This window comes from Polynucleobacter sp. MWH-CaK5 (assembly GCF_018687615.1).
Taxonomy (GTDB): Bacteria; Pseudomonadota; Gammaproteobacteria; order Burkholderiales; family Burkholderiaceae; genus Polynucleobacter.
Genome location: NZ_CP061299.1, coordinates 1,131,092 through 1,148,836, shown reverse-complemented (window position 1 = coordinate 1,148,836; position 17,745 = coordinate 1,131,092). Strand labels below are relative to the sequence as shown.

The following is a 17,745-nucleotide window of genomic DNA, read 5'->3' as shown; positions in this document are numbered from 1 at the left end:
TGGTGTGATGCCGTAGGCAGTGAATGAGTGTTGTGACTCAGTGGTTTCAAGAATGCGCGCTGGAATACCTACTGCTGTAGCACCTGCAGGGACGGCCTTGAGGACCACCGCATTAGAACCAATGCGAGCACCTGCGCCCACCACAAAACCACCCAATACTTTTGCGCCAGCACTCACCACCACGCCAGCCTCTAGGGTTGGGTGACGCTTGGTACCCTTGTACAAAGAAGTACCGCCCAGTGTGACACCTTGATAAATCGTGCAATCATCACCGATCACGGTGGTCTCGCCGATCACAACACCTAAACCGTGATCAATGAAAACACGCTTACCCACGACCACAGCAGGGTGGATTTCAATGCCAGTGATGAAACGAGCTGTATGAGAAACGATTCTGGCCAATAACTTCAGACCAATGCTCCATAAGAAATGAGCAATTCGATGTAGCCAAATGGCGTGTAAGCCAGGGTAGCAAAGGATCACCTCCAGACGTGTGCGCGCGGCAGGGTCTCGGGAAATGATGGAGTCAATGTGATCGAATAAAGGCATTACTTGATTTTACCGCTTTGGAGCATTTGTTTCGCGATACCGCGTAAAAGGTCAATTTCTTCTTTTTGAAGAGCCGCTCTGGCAAAGAGACTTTGTAGTCTGGGCATGAGTTTTTTAGGGTTCTCTGGATCCAGATAGCCAATGGCTTCTAGGCCTTGTTGCCAATGCTCGAGCATTGCTGCAATGGCGCTTGGGTCCGCCAATTCAGGGGTGCTGTTTGATGCCAGGTTCTCTGGGGGTATTGAATCAATCGCTAGTTCTTTCATCAAACCTTGACGCATGGAATAAGCCACGATCATCATCGCTTGAGCCAGGTTCAAAGAAGGGTAGCTTGGATTGGCATCAATCCACACCCGATGGGTGCAGTGCTTAAGATCTTCATTGTCTAAACCCGTGCGTTCTGTACCAAATACAAATGACACTGGTTTATTTGCCACAAGGGCTGAACTTGCCATTGATACTGCTTCAGGCAATGAAATGGCTGGTGGGCCGAATTCACGATCCCTGGCAGTGAGGCCAAAGACCAACTGACTATCCCCCAAAGCATCGAGCATGGACTCATGATTTTGAGCCGCTTCGAGCACATCAAAAGCCCCGCTGGACAAAGAAATGGCCTCAGCTTTTCTGGCCATGTACTCATAGGCAGGGTTCACCAAATGCAGGGCTGAAAAGCCCATGGTTTTAATCGCACGGGCTGCAGAGCCCACATTACCGGGGTGACTGGTGCGCATCATGACCCAACGAATTGGCCAGTTTTGGTTCAAAACTCCCAATTGCTCCTCATTTCGGGCTAAAATCTGTTTTCGCCGTTCAGCTTGATTGCTGGACATTGCTCTTCTCCAATTCGTTGTGTTACTTAAATACTATGCATCCCATGCTTAATGTGGCCATTAAGGCCGCGCGTCGCGCAGGAAATATTATCAACCGAGCATCGCTGAATAGCGAGCGTATTCAGGTTACCCGTAAGCAACACAATGATTTTGTCACTGAAATCGATCAGGCTGCTGAAGCTGCCATTATCGATACTTTGAAAGAAGCCTTCCCTGACCACAGTTTTTTGGGTGAAGAAACCGGCGAAACACTTTCTAGCAGTACCAATCAAACCTCCAACCATGTGTGGATCATCGATCCTTTGGATGGCACAACCAATTTCATTCATGGCTTCCCTCAATATGCTGTATCGATTGCTTTAGCAGTTGATGGCGTCTTGCAGCAAGCCGTGGTCTATGACCCGAACCGTGATGAGTTATTCACGGCCACTCGTGGTGCAGGTGCTTATGTGAACAACCGCCGTTTGCGTGTGGCTGGCAGATTAAAAATGTCAGAAGCACTTTTAGGCACGGGCTTCCCTTATCGTGAAGACCAAAACGTTGAAGAGTATTTAGAAATATTTGCCAAGATGACACGTCAGTGCGCTGGCTTGCGTCGTCCGGGCGCCGCATCTTTGGACTTGGCCTATGTGGCCGCTGGTCGCTTGGATGGATTCTTTGAATCAGGCTTAAAGCCATGGGACATGGCAGCAGGCATCTTGTTGATCACTGAATCTGGTGGCTTGGTTGGTAACTATGCAGGTGAAGAGGGTTACATGCAGTCAGGAGAAATCATGGCAGCGAACCCACGCATCTTCGGCCAATTGGTGACTGCTCTGCGCGAGCACTCAAAGCCTTAAGCTTAAGCAATAAACTTAAGACCGAACCAAATCCAAAACTTTGACACCATCAGAGGTAATGCTCAACGCATTACCTTTTGGTAACACTGTTTCAGGATGATCAAAATCCCAATCTGATAACACCCAGCGCTGCCATGACTGGCCGCCCAAAGATTCTTCATGATAGCCAGGACGATGGGTGTGTCCATGGATCACTCGTTGACAATTAGTCATCGCCACTAAGCTTGCAGTAGCAGTGATGGTCACATCGCCTTTGACCTGAATCACATCCGGCGTGAAACGTTGTGCACGGTGATAGTTGGCCGTGCTGTTGCTGCGCAAAGAACTGGCGATATTGACGCGCAAAGAGGTTGGCAACATCAAAAATAACTTTTGTACAAAAGCACTTCTCACCACTGAACGAAAGCGCTGATAACTCTTGTCAGCAGTACATAAAGCATCGCCGTGAGTGAGTAACCAGGTTTGCTCAGCAATTGTGACCACTTGTGGATCTCTTAAAACTTCCATGTCTGCTTTTTGAGCATAAGCATCACCGAGCAAGAAGTCTCGGTTGCCGTGCATGAAATAAACCTTGGTACCTTGTTGCTTCAGTGCTTTGATTTTTTGAGCGACTTCAAGGTGGAAGGGTGATCTTGCTTTGGCATCATCACCCACCCAAAACTCAAACAAATCTCCCAAAATAAACAAAGCTTCATGGGTGCGAGCCTCTTTTTCTAGAAATTCAAAAAACCTCTCTGCCGTTCTAGGCATCGATGGCGTTAAATGAAGATCAGAAATGAATAGAGCGCTCGCGTGCATGATCACTCTTCTAAGATAGTTGCTTTGGTGATCGTGACATCTTCCTTAGGCACATCTTGATGAAAGCCTGAGCTGCCAGTCTTCACTTGGCGAATCGCATCGACCACGTCCATGCCTTCAGTCACTTCACCAAACACGGCATAGCCCCAGCCTTGAGAAGTTGGTGCAGAGAAGTTCAAGAAGTCGTTATCCACCACGTTGATGAAAAACTGAGAACTTGCTGAATGAGGATCGCTCGTTCTGGCCATCGCCACGCTGCCGCGCTTGTTTGGTAAACCGTTATCAGCTTCGTTTTCAATCGTGGCTTTGGTTGGCTTTTGTTTCATGCCAGCAGACATGCCGCCGCCTTGAACCATGAAGTTAGCAATCACGCGATGAAAGATCGTGCCGTCGTAATGACCAGAGCGAACATAGTCTAAAAAGTTCTCAGTCGATTTAGGCGCTAATTCATCATTCAAAGTCAATGTGATGTTGCCCATGCTGGTGGTTAATTGCACTTTTGCCATGCTACGTCCTTCTCCATGTAATGAGGGATTGATTCCCGGAGTTTAAAAATAAAAAACTAAAAAATTGATTTGTAACTAACGATTGCTTGCTAATAATTACTTCAGAATATCTTCAGCCAGTTTCATCTTGCGGCGACTTTCAATCAGTCTGCGATCAAGTTGTACTGCTTTGCCATAAGACCTAGAAGCCAGGCGTGTGTAAACGTCGCCCAAGTTCTCTAAAGCGGTTGAAAAGCTGGGTTGAACCTTGAGTGCTAACTCTAAATATTCTTTGGCTTGATCAAGATCACCGCCTTGAGCTTCAAGTACGGCTAGATTGTTATACGGCTCAGGCAATTCTGGAAATTGTTGAGTGATTTCTAAAAGTGTCTTTTTAGCTAAAGCAATTTGACCCATTTCAATCTGAATTCTTGAACGCACAAAACGTAATTGCACATTGCGTGGGTTAACGCCCAATTCTTTGTCAATCGCCACAATCGCTTCTGGCAATTTTTTACTGGTGATCAGTTTGTAGATATCTTCGGGAATTGCATTTTTATTCTTTGGCTCAGGCACTCTTTGTAAAACGATGAAGGGTGTGGCCAAGGATGGTTGCATCTGCGCTGATTGCACAGCATTTGGATTATTTTCGAATGGAGACGGGTCTGCTTTAGCGGCGATATCTGAGCGGCTGACTTTGGGGGCTGTCAGGCTGGTCGGTGCAGGTGCTGTCTGAGCCATCACAGCTTGTGCTGACATAAAACAAAGAACCCCGAGGGCCACTTGCTGCAGGGAAGGACTTTTCTGGAAAAGCATTTTCATAAAACGGGCCCGGGATCGAAGGAATAGGGTGATTTTAAAGCAGATATGACAACGAATTAGCTATACTCATCAATCAGTCTAACAAATCGCCAGACCTCTAGGGTATTTCTAGAATATTGCCTCAATTAACACCTTAATGAAAGTGATTTCATTAAAATCACGACAGAACAAACGCCAAATCATCAAAAGAAATAAAAACAAATCTCAAGCTCTTATATGTTGCAAATTTTTAACACCCTGACGCGCCGTAAAGAAACATTCAAGCCCATTGAGCCAGGCAAAGTAAAGCTCTATGTTTGTGGCATGACTGTTTACGACTTTTGTCACATTGGTCATGCTCGGGTGATGGTGGTGTTTGACATGGTGCAACGTTGGTTAAGAGCCTCTGGCATGGAAGTGACCTATGTCAGAAACATCACAGACATTGATGACAAAATCATCAAGCGTGCGGTAGAGAATAAAGAGACCATCAAAGCCTTGACCGATCGCTTCATTATGGCGATGCATGAAGATGCCGATGCTTTGGGTATTGAGAGACCTACTCATGAGCCAAGAGCCACTGAGTATGTGCCACAGATGCAAAACATCATCACTCGCTTGATGGATAAGAACTACGCTTATCAAGCAGATGAGGGCGATGTGAATTACGCCGTTAGAAATTTTAAAAACTACGGTCAGCTATCAGGTAAGTCATTGGACGATCTAAGAGCTGGTGAGCGTGTGGCCGTGACCGGCGGCAAGCAAGATCCTTTGGACTTCGTTCTTTGGAAAACTGCCAAAGCCGATGAGCCAGCGGACACCAAGTGGGAATCTCCTTGGGGCGTTGGTCGACCAGGTTGGCACATTGAATGTTCAGCCATGAGCTGTGAACTCTTGGGCAAGCACTTTGACATCCACGGTGGTGGGGCAGACCTACAGTTCCCTCATCATGAAAACGAGATCGCCCAGAGCGAAGGTGCATTCTCGGACGAAACAGGCAAGCCGTTTGTGAACACTTGGATGCACAACGGCTTTGTGCGAGTCAATGAAGAAAAAATGTCTAAATCATTGGGCAACTTCTTCACCATTCGCGAAGTATTAAAAGTGTTTGACCCTGAAGTGGTGCGCTTCTTTATTTTGAAAGCCCATTACCGCAGTCCACTCAACTACAGTGATGCGCATCTAGAAGAAGCCAAGCAAGGTTTGACGCGTTTGTACAACGCCTTATCAACGGTTGAAGACATTCCAACGTATGGCAAGCCAAGTACTTGGAGAACTCGTTTTGCCCAGGTGATGAACGATGACTTCAACACCCCTGAAGCGATTGCCATCTTGTTTGAATTGGCTGGTGAAATCAATAAAGCAGAAGGTCCTGAGAAGTTAGAAGAAAGACGGGATCTTGCACGTGAACTTAAACAATTGGCAAAACTATTGGGATTGTTAGAAAGACCTGCCCAAGAGTTTTTACAAGCCGGTGGCGGATCGCAGAGTGCGGATAACGACACGGCAGCCATTGAAGCAGCGATTCAGGCACGAGCAGATGCCAAGCAGGGCAAAGACTTTGCCAAGGCAGACCAAATACGCCAAGACTTGTTGGCCCAAGGCATTGTTCTAGAAGACAAGCCGGGTGGTGTCACTCTTTGGAGGCGCGCTTAATGACTGCTGCCTCCTCCAAGGTAGCAGATCCTAAGGCACCAGCACTGAAAGCCCCAGACTATTGGGATCAGGCTTGCACTGAGTTGATGAAGCATGACCGCATCATGCGCAAACTCATCCCCAAATACCCCAAAGCAGAATTCTTGACCACCCGCGGTGACCCATTCCAAACTTTGGCCAGGGCCATTGTGGGGCAGCAGATTTCCGTTAAGGCGGCTCAATCGGTTTGGGAGCGCACCATTGCGCTGACCAAAAAATTCACTGCCAAAGCAGTTCTTAAGTTAGAGCCTTCTGCATTGAGAGCGGCTGGCTTATCCCAAAGAAAAGTCGAGTACATGCAAGACTTGGCCACCCATTTTGAAAATGGCGGCTTGAGTAGTGCGAAGTGGGATTTGTTGGATGACGACACCGTCATCGCAGAATTAACTGCGATTCGTGGCATTGGCCGTTGGACAGCAGAAATGTTCTTGATCTTCTATTTGATGAGGCCCAATGTCTTGCCTTTAGATGATATTGGTTTGATCAAAGGTATTTCTCTGGCTTATTTCAGCGGTGAACCTGTGTCACGCAATGAGGCCAAAGAGGTCGCTGCCAATTGGGCGCCTTGGCAAACAGTGGCCACTTGGTACATGTGGCGCAGTATTGACCCAATCCCAGTCGAGTATTGATTTAATGCAAGTCATTGATTTGTAATAAATATTCAGAAAATTAGGCATCTAAGCCGCAAGCTATTAGAATAGAGCCCATGAAAATCACTTTCCTTGAATTCGAGCAGCCAATCGCTGAACTCGAGCAAAAAATTGAAGAATTACGTTTTGTTCAAGATGAGTCTGCAGTCGATATTTCTGAAGAGATCGGCAAGCTTTCTGAAAAAAGCCAACTGCTCACAAAAGACCTCTATACACGTTTAACTCCATGGCAAGTGGCGCAAATTGCACGTCATCCGCAGCGCCCGTACACCATGGATTATGTGAACAACATCTTTACTGACTTCCATGAACTGCATGGCGACAGAAACTTTGCTGATGACCAATCGATCATTGGTGGATTAGCCAGATTCAACGGCATGCCTTGCATGGTGATCGGACATCAAAAGGGTCGTGACACCAAAGAACGTGCGATGCGTAACTTTGGTATGAGCCGTCCTGAAGGTTACAGAAAAGCCAAGCGCTTGATGCGCTTAGCAGAAAAATTCAATGTGCCAGTTTTCACATTTGTTGATACACCAGGCGCGTTCCCAGGTATTGATGCTGAAGAGCGCAACCAATCAGAAGCGATTGGTCATAACTTATTTGTTCAAGCGGAACTCAGAGTACCTATCATCTCAACCATCATTGGTGAGGGTGGTTCAGGTGGTGCCTTGGCGATTGCGATGGGTGATGTGGTGCAAATGTTGCAATTTGCCACTTACTCAGTGATCTCACCAGAGGGCTGCGCATCGATTCTTTGGAAGACTGCAGAGAAAGCTCCTGAGGCTGCCGAGCAGTTAGCTTTGACAGCACTTCGTTTAAAAGCCTTGGGCTTGATTGACAAGATTGTCAGCGAACCTTTGGGTGGTGCACACCGTGACCACGCTGGCATGGCTGCATTGCTCAAGCGTGCATTGGCTGACTCTTTGCGCCAATTCCAAACCATGGGTGTGGATGAGTTGCTTGAACGTCGTCACGAGCGCTTGATGAGCTATGGCAAGTTCAAAGACAGCAACAAAGACAAGTAAACCTACCCAAAAGAAAACACCGCCGACACAACTGGCGGTGGCTTTCAGTGGTGGGCTTGATTCCACTGTACTACTTCACGCCACCATCAAAGCGCACGGCAAGAAAAATGTCTATGCCTTTCATGTGCATCATGGCATTCAAAAAGAAGCGGACCAATGGCAAGCTCACTGCCAAGCACTGGCCAAGAAACTCGGCTGTCACTTTGATACCAGAAACGTCAAACTCAATAAACAATCCAATATTGAATCTCAAGCCAGAAATCTGAGATATCAGGCTTTAAGTGAGATGTGTGAAGCGCACAACATTCAAGATTTATTACTGGCACACCATTTGGATGATCAAGCAGAAACCGTCTTGATTCAATTGATGCGTGGCGCAGGCTTACCTGGTCTATCAGCCATGCCACAAGTGAAATCACAAGAGCTGATTCACCTATGGCGTCCGTTTTTAAACATGCGTCGCAAAGATCTAGAGATCTATGCCAAAGAGCATCAGCTGACATGGATTGAAGACCCCAGCAATCAAGATGAATCCTATCGTCGCAACGCTGTCAGAAAATCAATCATGCCGACTTTGGAAAAATTCCAAAAGGGCGCCATTGAAAATTTAGCAAGAAGTGCCAAGCATCTTGGTGAAGCTCAAGGATTGTTAAACCAATTGGCTGATATTGATTTGGGTTTGATTGAGAGCAAAGAAGGTCTTTCAAAAACCAATCTCATCAGACTGTACAAAACCAGTCAGGCGAGAGCCACCAATGCATTGCGCCGTTGGTTATCTAAAAACAGCTTGGCTTATCCAAGTGAAGAAAGATTAACTGCTTGGTGGTCTGAGCTGACGCAAGCAAGACTTGATGCGAAGTTGCAATGGGATCATGATCAGTGCGTGATTCGTTTGTGGCGTGGCCACTTGAGCATCACTCAAGAGTTGACTGCTCAAGCGAAATCAAAAGATAAAGATACAGAAAAAGTAACAAATGAGGGCGAGTGGACTTTTAAGAAAGTCCCTGCAAATAGCAAGAAGCCGGGGATTGCCAAAGATCGCTTTGAACAAGCCAAGCAAAAAGGTCTGATCAACACCATGGCAAGAGAGGGCGGCGAAAAATTCAAGGTGGATTTAAAAAGACCTAGAAAAAGCCTAAAAAATCTCTACCAAGAAGCTGCCATTCCACCATGGCAACGTGATGTGCCACTGCTCTATATCGGCGAAGAGCTTGTGGCTGTAGCCGGTATTGGCATCAGCGCAGACTGGCAGACCACTGAGGGTCCGAGATTCACTCTGGAGTGGCAGGCCTCTTAGATACTTGCCAGCATCTCAAATGTTTGAGGATATTTAGAAACCAATTTAATGATGAGTGCAGCTTGAGCATTTGGTTTAGCTCGACCTTGCTCCCAGTTTTCAACTGTTCTTGGGTTGGTGCGAATGAAGCTAGCAAAGACTGGTCTTGAGAGACCTAGTTTTTCGCGAAGGGTGGTGAGCTCATTAACTGTCACGATAGGAGATGGCTTGATGGTCACTTTATATTTCTTAAGCGTTAACTTTCCTGTCCTCTCTTTTTTGAGGGCATCGACGCCTTCGCTTAGCTCAGAAAACAAATCACGTTTTTTCATGTTTACTTCTTTCAAATGGCGCGCACTCAATATTCAATAAGTATTGCTATTTAATCGTGGTTCGATGTGCCTAAAATTATACGCAACTTGCGTATAATTATTTAGCTTATATTCCTTTCAGGATTTAAGATTTGTTCTGGGTGAATTGACTCGAGCTTTAGTTCTGCCGAAATTCTCATTAAACCCGCCCTAAACGTGTAAAATTACATTTTTGCTACTTAACGCACCCCAGTGGTGCGATTTTTACGATTTTTAACTCATGGCTCTAATAGTTCATAAATATGGTGGCACGTCGATGGGCTCAGTTGAGCGCATTCAAAACGTGGCCAAACGAGTTGCCAAATGGATGAAGGCAGGCCATCAAGTGGTCGTCGTTCCTTCGGCTATGTCTGGTGAAACGAATCGTCTTTTGGGTTTGGCTAAAGAAATCAATCCAAATCCAGATCCACGCGAGTTGGACCAAATTGCCTCAACAGGTGAGCAAGTCAGTTCTGGTTTGTTGGCTTTGGCACTTCAAGCTCAAGGTGTTGGTGCGGTGAGTTATGCAGGCTGGCAAGTTGTGATTAAAACCGACTCGTCATATACCAAAGCTCGTATTCAAGGCATCGACGGTAATAAAGTTTTGGCTGACCTCAATGCTGGTAAAGCAGTGGTAATCACTGGTTTCCAAGGTGTGGATGATCATGGCAACATCACAACCCTAGGTCGTGGTGGTTCTGATACTTCTGCTGTGGCTGTTGCTGCTGCATTGAACGCCGATGAGTGTTTGATCTATACCGACGTGGATGGTGTTTACACAACTGATCCACGTGTGTGTGAAGATGCACGACGCTTAGACAAAATCACTTTTGAAGAAATGCTAGAAATGGCTAGCTTGGGTTCAAAAGTATTACAAATTCGTTCAGTAGAATTTGCTGGTAAATACCGCGTAAAAACACGCGTACTCTCATCATTAACTGACCCATTGATGTCGCTTGAGCAAGAAATGAACTCAGGCACTTTGATTACTTTCGAGGAAGAAGAAACCATGGAAGCTGCTGTTATTTCGGGTATTGCTTTCGCCCGTGACGAAGCAAAAATCACCGTATTAGGTGTACCTGATAAGCCAGGTATCGCATATCAAATTTTGGGACCGATTGCGGATTCCAATATTGATGTGGACATGATCATTCAAAACCAATCTGTGGATGGTAAGACTGACTTCACTTTCACAGTGCCACGTGGCGACTACCAAAAAGCCCTTGATTTACTTAAGAGCAAAGTTCAAGCGCACATTGAAGCCAAAGAGATTTTGGGTGATCCAAAAGTATCTAAGGTGTCAGTTGTGGGTGTTGGCATGCGTTCACACGTAGGTATTGCCAGCAAAATGTTCCGCACTCTGTCAGAAGAGGGCATCAACATTCAGATGATTTCTACCAGTGAAATCAAGATTTCTGTCTTGATTGACGAGAAATACATGGAATTAGCAGTACGTGCTTTGCATAAAGCATTCGAGTTAGACCAAAAGTAATTTAAAATCATCGTCTTCACTGATTTAATTCAGTGAAGTGATACGGAGACGTGGCCGAGTGGTCGAAGGCACTCCCCTGCTAAGGGAGCATCTGGGCAAAACCTGGATCGGAAGTTCGAATCTTCTCGTCTCCGCCAATATCAAGAATATAAAGGGCTGAAAAGCCCTTTTTTCTTTGTGGAATCTAAGCGCTCAACAGTATTTCAATCTCACTCCTATAATTTTTTTTGCACATCCATGATGTGTTGAAAAAAGTCAGTTTTTTTAGTTCAATAACTTTTATAGGAGTTCTTTATGCAGTGTCCAGTTTGTAAAGATTCTCAACTTGTCATTTCTGAGCGGCAAAAAATTGAAATTGATTATTGCCCTTCATGCCGAGGAGTGTGGCTTGATCGAGGTGAGTTGGATAAATTAATTGAGAGATCATCAGCTGATCAGGCTCCTTTTCAAGCATCAGCAGCGCCGCAACAGCAATATCGAAACGATTATCGTTCTGATCACTATCGCAAACCAAAATCATGGTTGAGCGAGATATTTGATTAGTTAAATTAAATCTTAATTGATGGATTTTTGAGGTCGTTTGACGAAGTTCAACTCTTCATTTAAGATTTGGGTATCTCTCAAAGGGAGTAGCTGATACAAAAGCTTTAGTGCCCCAGTGCATAAACTTTGTATTTTGGTGCCGTCATTACGACATAGGTGAAGTGGCAAACATCTGTGTTCGGTGCCTTAACTCGGTGGATTGATTTCCGGGCAGCAAGACTAACAGAGACCCCTTATTAATTTATTGCCCAAGCTATGCCGGTTTGGGATGAGAGGTAACAAACGATGATATCCATCGGTACTCCCTTATTGTGGTCACTGTTCGCAGCATTTGTGGTTGTTGCTCTAATTGTTGACTTCTTCGCTATGAGCCGTCAGGGCTCTCACGCTGTCAGTATCAAAGAAGCCACCATCTGGTCGCTGATTTGGGTGGCAGTATCTTTCTTCTTCGTTGCTTGGTTATGGTGGTTCTTAGGCGGCACAGGACAAGACCCTGTAACGCGAGAGATGGCCGATGCCAAAGCTTTGGAATTCATCACAGGTTACCTGGTTGAAAAAGCGCTGGCCGTCGATAACATCTTCGTCTTTTTGATGCTCTTCACTTACTTCGCCGTGCCAGCTGAATTCCAAAAGCGCGTCTTGATGATCGGTATTTTGGGTGCTTTGGTCTTGCGCGCCATCATGATCTTGATTGGTGCTTGGTTGATCACTCAGTTCCATTGGGTCATGTATGTGTTCGGTGCATTCTTGCTATTCACAGGTATCAAGATGTGGTGGGCAGCTGGTCAAGAGCCTGATCTAGATAACAACCCAGCGCTTAAGTGGATCAATCGTCACATGAAGATCTCACCAACATTTGATGGGGAAAAATTCTTCACTGTTCATAACGGTGTGAAGATGGCCACGCCTTTGTTTGTGGTGATCATGTTGATTGGTATTGTGGACATTGTGTTTGCGGTGGATTCTATCCCGGCTATTTTTGCGATCACCACTGATCCGTTCATTGTGTTGACATCAAACGTGTTTGCAATCCTTGGTTTGCGTGCCATGTACTTCTTATTGGCCAGCATGCATGAGCGATTCCATTTGTTGTCTTATGGCCTTGCCATCATCTTGGTGTTCATTGGTACAAAAATGATGCTGATTGACCTGTATAAGATTCCTATCACATGGTCATTAGGCTTCACAGTTCTTACCTTGGCTATCACCATGATTCTGTCATTGAAAATCCCAGCTAGAAAAGGTGCTTCAAGCACTGCATTCCCTTTCAGTGCGAAAGAGCGGGGCAGTTCAAAAGATAGTCACTAAAAGCTCCATGGTCTGGCGTCATCAAAGACCTGGCCATATAAGTTAGCTTCAACAATCAAAGCCCAGTGATCATTCGATTGCTGGGCTTTTTCTTTGTGGCATTATCTAAAAATGCTCAAACGCCTCAAATTAATTGTGATTGCCGCAACTTTATCCATATTGAGTGCACCAGCCACATCGTATGCCAATGATTTTTTTGCCATCGCTGACCACGAGCCAAAAAATGAACTGTGGCTCAACCCAGGCATGTTTTCTTATCACTTTGATCGTGACAGAAGCTTTAACTCTCGTAACCTTGGTTTTGGTGCTGAGTATCGATTTTCTTCAGTCGCTTCGTTCACGATGGGGACCTACAACAACAGTTATCACGAGTCGAGTAATTACATTGGCGCTTATTGGCAACCAATTCTCATGGGGCCATTCAAATTTGGTGCCGTAGCAGGGGGATTCAATGGCTATTCAAAAACCAATGATGGTGGTTGGTTCCCGGCCATCGTTCCAGCCCTGACTTATGAAGGTGATCGCTTTGGAGTTAACTTTTTATTTGTGCCATCTATCCCTGATAAGGTTGCTGGATCAATCTCCGTGCAATTTAAATTAAAAGCTTTTTAATTAAGATAAATATCAACAAATAATAAAAACCCTTCAATTGACATTACATTAATAAGAATGATTATCATTTATGATATAGTTCTTATTCGATGTAGCAAGCAAATCTCTTGATATAGCCAGCTAAGTTAATAGCTAATTTTTAGCTAATGAATCACTTACAAGGCTATCTCATGTTGATTAAAAAAATATCTCGATTCAAACCCCGCAAGCCTTCATCAGGGCTTAGCAATGTTGTCACTTATGCCACATTGATTTGCAGCCTCTATGGCCATCAAGCTGCTGCAGACACAGTCACCCCAAATCAAGGAAGCATGGACACAGTCAATGTCTTGGCCACTCGTGGTGAAAAATCCAATTTAGAAACTCCTGCCACCGTATCAAGCATCAGCAAACAAGACATGGAACGTCGTGGCGTTAAAAATATCAAAGATTTATTTGCTGAAGAGCTGGATGTTGATGTCAAGCAAACCATTCGAACTGGTAACAGTGTCAGTGGCGCAAGTAATCGTAAAGGATCGAGTGAAAGCATCAATATCCGAGGCTTAGAAGGTAATCGACTCAACCTCATGGTCGATGGCATCAAGCTGCCATATTCCTTTGGCTTTGGCAGTCACTCTGCTGCAAGAGGTGATTACTTGGATGTGGATGGGGTGAGCAGTGTTCAAGTGCTGCGCGGATCATCTTCTGCCCTCTACGGCAGTGATGGGGTTGCCGGCACCGTGCTGTTCAATACCATTGAGCCGCATGACATGCTCAATGAGCGTGACCAAGCAACCTCTCTAGCTGCCTCGTATTTTGATGCATCACAAACAAGCAAAGGAGTTCTTAGTCATGCTCGGCGTGGTGAAGACTGGTCAGCCTTGATGGTTGGTTCACTGGCACTGGGTCATGAAACCGAAACCCAAGGAGCGAATGGCGGATCAGGAAGCTCCAGAACTCAAGCCAACCCCATGGATACCCACAACACCTATGTATTGGCTAAATACATCAAAGAACTCCATGGTGGTGATGAACTTAAATTCACTTTGGAAGATTCTAAAAAAAGAATTGATACAAATAATTTAAATGCCATAAGTGGGTCAATACACAGTGATGTGGGTCAAGACCATATCGACAGAACCAGGTTGTCTTTGGATCATCATTACCACATCAATGGTCCATGGGCAGATGTCATCGACAGCAAGCTTTGGTATCAAGAAACAAGTGCCCACCAAGCGGTATGGCAAACAGGAACATCTCAATCCAATCCTTATTTGCCAAGCACATACAACAGAACTCGAGATAACAAAGTCAACAATGATGCTCATGGATTGAATCTACAAGCTTCAAAAGAAGTCTTGCAATCAGGTGGCCACATTAAGCTGGCGCATCAGCTCAAATATGGATTTGATGTATCGGAGTCACGAGTCAAGCAAGAGCTTAATAGAAGTGGTGACGTCAGCACTCCTGAAAGTTACATCCCTAAAACCAAGCAAGACATGCTTGGGGTTTATCTTCAAGATGATTTGAGCATCAGTCACCTCAACCTGATTCCAGCGATTCGGTTTGACCGCTGGAGCATTAACTCTTCAGCTATCAATAAGAATGATCAAGCTTGGTCGCCTTCGCTGGGTGCTATCTGGACTCAAAAACAAGCTGCGATGCCGTTCATGAACATTGGTAAAGGATTTAGGTCTCCAGCAGCAGAAGAAATATCTGCATCATTCACCAACCAAGGTCATGGCTATGCCTATATACCGAATCCAAACCTCAACCCTGAGAGAGTGCTTGCAAAAGAGGTGGGTATCAAAGGCTCGGTGCAGCAGTTCAAATACGCCATCAGTTACTTTGATAACTCTTATGATGATTTCATCAGTCAATACACCTTTAACTCCAGAACCATTCCAACCGGTGTAGTTACCTGTGGCCTTCCGCAGTGTTACCAGTATCAGAATGCCCCCAATGCAAATATTCAGGGCTTGGATGTGCGATTCGAGTATCGCCACAATCCTGAATGGCTATTCAAGGCTGGGTATATTCGATCAAGTGGTACTGAATCAACCCTCGCTGGAGTCAATCAGCCGATCAACACAGTCCAACCGGAAAGAATCATTATTTCTGCTGACTATCATCAAGGCATTTGGGGTGCTGCTACCACCATCAAATACGTGGGGGCAAAGAAGCGGGAGGACATTGCTGGGGCTAATGCCAATACCTATGCGCCAGGCTCTTACACCCTCATCAATGCTCGTGGCCAATACAAGGCAAGCAAACAGCTGAATCTTTATGCTGGCATCAACAACCTGTTGGATAAGAAGTACATTGATTGGGCAAATATTTCGTCCTCAGGTTTAACTCAAACCGGCAGTACTGCTGTGAGTGATTACCACACCTCGCCTGGTCGAAACTTCTTTGTCAGCTTGAACTATGCATTCATGTAAATAAACAAACAAGCATTCAAAGTAGCAAGCCAAGGTTTTCAAAATAGATCTAGCCAGCCAGTAATTCAAATCATGGAAATATATGACTTTATCTATTCAAGAAATTCAGCGGCAATTCAAGAGTCAACGATTTAACAATAAAGTAAGGCACAGAGATCTGGCCCATTCATTGGGCATCTCAGAAGCTGAGCTTCTGGCTGCCCACTTAGGCCCTGATCACGCCAAAACAGACACGAACTTCAGAACGATCCGCTTAAAGCCTGATTGGTCCTGCATCATTGCAGAGGTTCATTCTTTGGGTGAGGTCATGGCATTGACCAGGAATGAGTCATGTGTGCATGAGAAGGTGGGGCATTACGGACATCCCACAGGTCAAAATAATGAATTGCTCTTGGGTAAAGAAATTGATTTAAGGATTTTCTTCAAAGAATGGGCTCATGGTTTTGCTGTGATTGAGAACTTCTATTTGGACTGTCGTCGCAGTTTTCAGTTTTTTGATGAATTTGGTAATGCCTTGCACAAAATCATCATCAGGGAAAACAGCGATCTCTTTGCTTTTGAAAATATCATTGAACAATACCGATCGACTGATCAAGAAGCCAAGATTGATATACAAGCACCTAGCATCAAACAAGCTCCATTGATTGATGTTGATATTGATTTGCTTGGGTTTCAACGGGATTGGTTAGGGATGGCAGATACGCATCAGTTCTTTGATCTCATCAAACAATATAAGCTCAGTAGAATTCAGGCGCTGCGCTTTGCGCCTGAGGGCTATGCCCAAAGGGTTCCTGTTCATTTCACGAGGGAACTATTAAGGAAGGTTGCGATCAGGCACATCCCCATCATGGTGTTTGTGGCAAATCGCGGGATCATCCAAATACACACTGGTCCCATATCAAAAGTTGTGATGATGGATCCTTGGCTCAATATCTTGGATCAGAACTTCAACCTCCATTTGCGTGAGGATGATGTTTATGACTCTTGGGTTGTCAGAAAGCCCACGAATGATGGGATCGTCACATCCCTAGAACTTTTTGATTCTAAGGGTGAGGCCATTGTGATGTTTTTTGGTGAAAGGAAACCTGGCTCCCCTGAATTAGAAACTTGGCGCGGTGTTGTTGAAGACTTTTTAGCCAGGGAAGAGCTATGCATCCAATAGTTCTGAAACGTCGGCAATTGCTGCAAAGCATCTTTGCTCCTGCTGCTAGGGCAGCAGCAGGAACTGCGCTGAGCAGTTGGCTGTTTGTCATCCCCAGTTGGGCCAAGCCCAACACCACAGTATTGAAGCGCCTGATCTGTGTAGGAGGAGCTTTAACAGAGATCGTTTATGCCTTGGGTCTTGAAGAACATCTGATGGCTGTTGATACAACATCCACATACCCAGCAGTAACTAAAAAATTGCCCAGTGTGGGGTATGCAAGAACTCTGTCTTTAGAAGGTGTATTGAGCATGCGACCACAACTCTTGTTGGTCACTGAAGATGCGGGTCCTCCTCAAGTCTTGCGTCAAATAACTCATGCCGGTGTTCAGGTGAAGGTATTAAAAGCAGATCATCGCTATGAAGGCTTGATTGATCGTATCGGGGCCATTGGTTTCTTATTGGGTGCTGAGGCTAGGGCAGAGAAACTGATCAAAGACATCGATCAAGAATGGCAGTTGTATCAAAAACAACTGAGCCACAGTAATAAATTAAAAGCCATGTTCCTCATGGCGCACAGTCCACAGCAGGTGATGGTGGCGGGTCATGGCACGAGCGCTCATGCCATCATGAATTATCTGAATCTTGAAAATATTTTTAAAGATCTTAAAGGCTATAAGCCTCTAACGCCTGAAAGTGTGATTGCTGGTCAAGCAGATGTTCTTTTATTGACAGATCAAGGTCTGCAGGCCCAAGGTGGTGTGCGAGGAGTCTTGCGTTTACCAGGATTGATACAAACTCCTGCTGCTAGACATCGGCAGATTTATTCTCGTGAAGCCAATCATCTCTTGGGGTTCGGGCCTCGCCTACCCAGCATGCTTGACTCACTTGCCAAAGAAATCCACAAGGTTAAATGATGAACAGGACT

General features: G+C 45.3%; 17 protein-coding genes, 1 tRNA gene and 1 pseudogene. 13 read left to right on the top strand and 6 right to left on the bottom strand.

The features are described 5' to 3' along the window. A pseudogene (gene cysE / locus GQ367_RS05780) lies at window positions 1-549 on the bottom strand (serine O-acetyltransferase); the annotation flags it as partial. Then, the gene (locus GQ367_RS05775) at window positions 549-1,379 is read right to left on the bottom strand and encodes an RNA methyltransferase (RefSeq protein WP_215289825.1); all 831 of its coding nucleotides are present in this window, start codon (window positions 1,377-1,379) and stop codon (window positions 549-551) included. The pseudogene cysE and the gene GQ367_RS05775, both read right to left, overlap by 1 nt. A gap of 35 nt (window positions 1,380-1,414) precedes the next feature. Here GQ367_RS05775 and GQ367_RS05770 point away from each other — a divergent pair, with 35 nt between their 5' ends. After that, on the top strand, window positions 1,415-2,218 hold the full coding sequence (locus tag GQ367_RS05770; RefSeq protein WP_215289823.1) for an inositol monophosphatase family protein: 804 nt from the start codon (window positions 1,415-1,417) through the stop codon (window positions 2,216-2,218). 15 nt (window positions 2,219-2,233) lie between these two features. Here GQ367_RS05770 and GQ367_RS05765 read toward each other — a convergent pair whose 3' ends face one another. The 3 genes from GQ367_RS05765 to GQ367_RS05755 all read right to left on the bottom strand — a co-directional run bounded on the left by GQ367_RS05765 (window position 2,234) and on the right by GQ367_RS05755 (window position 4,260). Continuing rightward, the gene (locus tag GQ367_RS05765) at window positions 2,234-3,016 is read right to left on the bottom strand and encodes a UDP-2,3-diacylglucosamine diphosphatase (protein WP_251370132.1); all 783 of its coding nucleotides are present in this window, start codon (window positions 3,014-3,016) and stop codon (window positions 2,234-2,236) included. A 2-nt stretch (window positions 3,017-3,018) separates the two neighbouring features. Then, window positions 3,019-3,522: a peptidylprolyl isomerase gene (locus GQ367_RS05760; RefSeq protein ID WP_215289819.1), complete on the bottom strand. Its 504-nt coding sequence runs from the start codon at window positions 3,520-3,522 to the stop codon at window positions 3,019-3,021. Window positions 3,523-3,618: 96 nt separating this feature from the next. Beyond that, the gene (locus GQ367_RS05755) at window positions 3,619-4,260 is read right to left on the bottom strand and encodes a hypothetical protein (RefSeq protein WP_215289817.1); all 642 of its coding nucleotides are present in this window, start codon (window positions 4,258-4,260) and stop codon (window positions 3,619-3,621) included. 279 nt (window positions 4,261-4,539) lie between these two features. On the opposite strand from GQ367_RS05755, the gene cysS reads away from it, so the two are divergent. The 4 genes from cysS to tilS all read left to right on the top strand — a co-directional run bounded on the left by cysS (window position 4,540) and on the right by tilS (window position 8,972). Further along, window positions 4,540-5,958: a cysteine--tRNA ligase gene (gene cysS / locus GQ367_RS05750; RefSeq protein WP_215289814.1), complete on the top strand. Its 1,419-nt coding sequence runs from the start codon at window positions 4,540-4,542 to the stop codon at window positions 5,956-5,958. Continuing rightward, entirely contained in the window at window positions 5,958-6,626 is a 669-nt protein-coding gene (locus GQ367_RS05745) for a DNA-3-methyladenine glycosylase (protein ID WP_215289812.1), read from the top strand. Before cysS ends, GQ367_RS05745 begins: the two co-directional genes overlap by 1 nt. Before the next feature lie 77 nt (window positions 6,627-6,703). Further along, window positions 6,704-7,675, top strand: a complete 972-nt coding sequence (locus tag GQ367_RS05740) for an acetyl-CoA carboxylase carboxyltransferase subunit alpha (RefSeq protein WP_215289810.1) — start codon at window positions 6,704-6,706, stop codon at window positions 7,673-7,675. Then, window positions 7,641-8,972, top strand: a complete 1,332-nt coding sequence (gene tilS / locus GQ367_RS05735) for a tRNA lysidine(34) synthetase TilS (protein ID WP_215289808.1) — start codon at window positions 7,641-7,643, stop codon at window positions 8,970-8,972. Before GQ367_RS05740 ends, tilS begins: the two co-directional genes overlap by 35 nt. Here the strand turns inward: tilS and GQ367_RS05730 are convergent. Further along, on the bottom strand, window positions 8,969-9,283 hold the full coding sequence (locus GQ367_RS05730; protein ID WP_215289806.1) for a DNA-binding transcriptional regulator: 315 nt from the start codon (window positions 9,281-9,283) through the stop codon (window positions 8,969-8,971). The genes tilS and GQ367_RS05730 overlap by 4 nt on opposite strands. A 259-nt stretch (window positions 9,284-9,542) precedes the next feature. Between GQ367_RS05730 and GQ367_RS05725 the strand changes: the two genes are divergently transcribed. From GQ367_RS05725 to GQ367_RS05690, 8 genes are all read left to right on the top strand, one after another. Next, window positions 9,543-10,793 (top strand): aspartate kinase, encoded by a 1,251-nt coding sequence (locus GQ367_RS05725; RefSeq protein WP_215289804.1) that lies wholly within the window; start codon window positions 9,543-9,545, stop codon window positions 10,791-10,793. A 44-nt stretch (window positions 10,794-10,837) separates the two neighbouring features. Beyond that, window positions 10,838-10,930 (top strand) — tRNA-Ser (locus GQ367_RS05720). 157 nt (window positions 10,931-11,087) lie between these two features. Further along, entirely contained in the window at window positions 11,088-11,336 is a 249-nt protein-coding gene (locus tag GQ367_RS05715; RefSeq protein ID WP_215289802.1) for a zf-TFIIB domain-containing protein, read from the top strand. Window positions 11,337-11,621: 285 nt separating this feature from the next. Next, entirely contained in the window at window positions 11,622-12,644 is a 1,023-nt protein-coding gene (locus GQ367_RS05710) for a TerC family protein (protein ID WP_215289800.1), read from the top strand. Between the two features lie 111 nt (window positions 12,645-12,755). Then, window positions 12,756-13,256, top strand: a complete 501-nt coding sequence (locus GQ367_RS05705; RefSeq protein WP_215289798.1) for a hypothetical protein — start codon at window positions 12,756-12,758, stop codon at window positions 13,254-13,256. Between the two features lie 170 nt (window positions 13,257-13,426). Continuing rightward, complete coding sequence (locus GQ367_RS05700) at window positions 13,427-15,676, top strand: TonB-dependent hemoglobin/transferrin/lactoferrin family receptor (protein ID WP_215289796.1); 2,250 nt, start codon at window positions 13,427-13,429, stop codon at window positions 15,674-15,676. Between the two features lie 82 nt (window positions 15,677-15,758). Next, window positions 15,759-16,838 (top strand): hemin-degrading factor, encoded by a 1,080-nt coding sequence (locus GQ367_RS05695; RefSeq protein WP_215289793.1) that lies wholly within the window; start codon window positions 15,759-15,761, stop codon window positions 16,836-16,838. Further along, a complete protein-coding gene (locus GQ367_RS05690) occupies window positions 16,826-17,734 on the top strand; it encodes a hemin ABC transporter substrate-binding protein (protein ID WP_215289791.1) in 909 nt (302 codons plus the stop codon). The genes GQ367_RS05695 and GQ367_RS05690 overlap by 13 nt, the downstream gene beginning before the upstream one ends. Window positions 17,735-17,745: the final 11 nt, after the last annotated feature.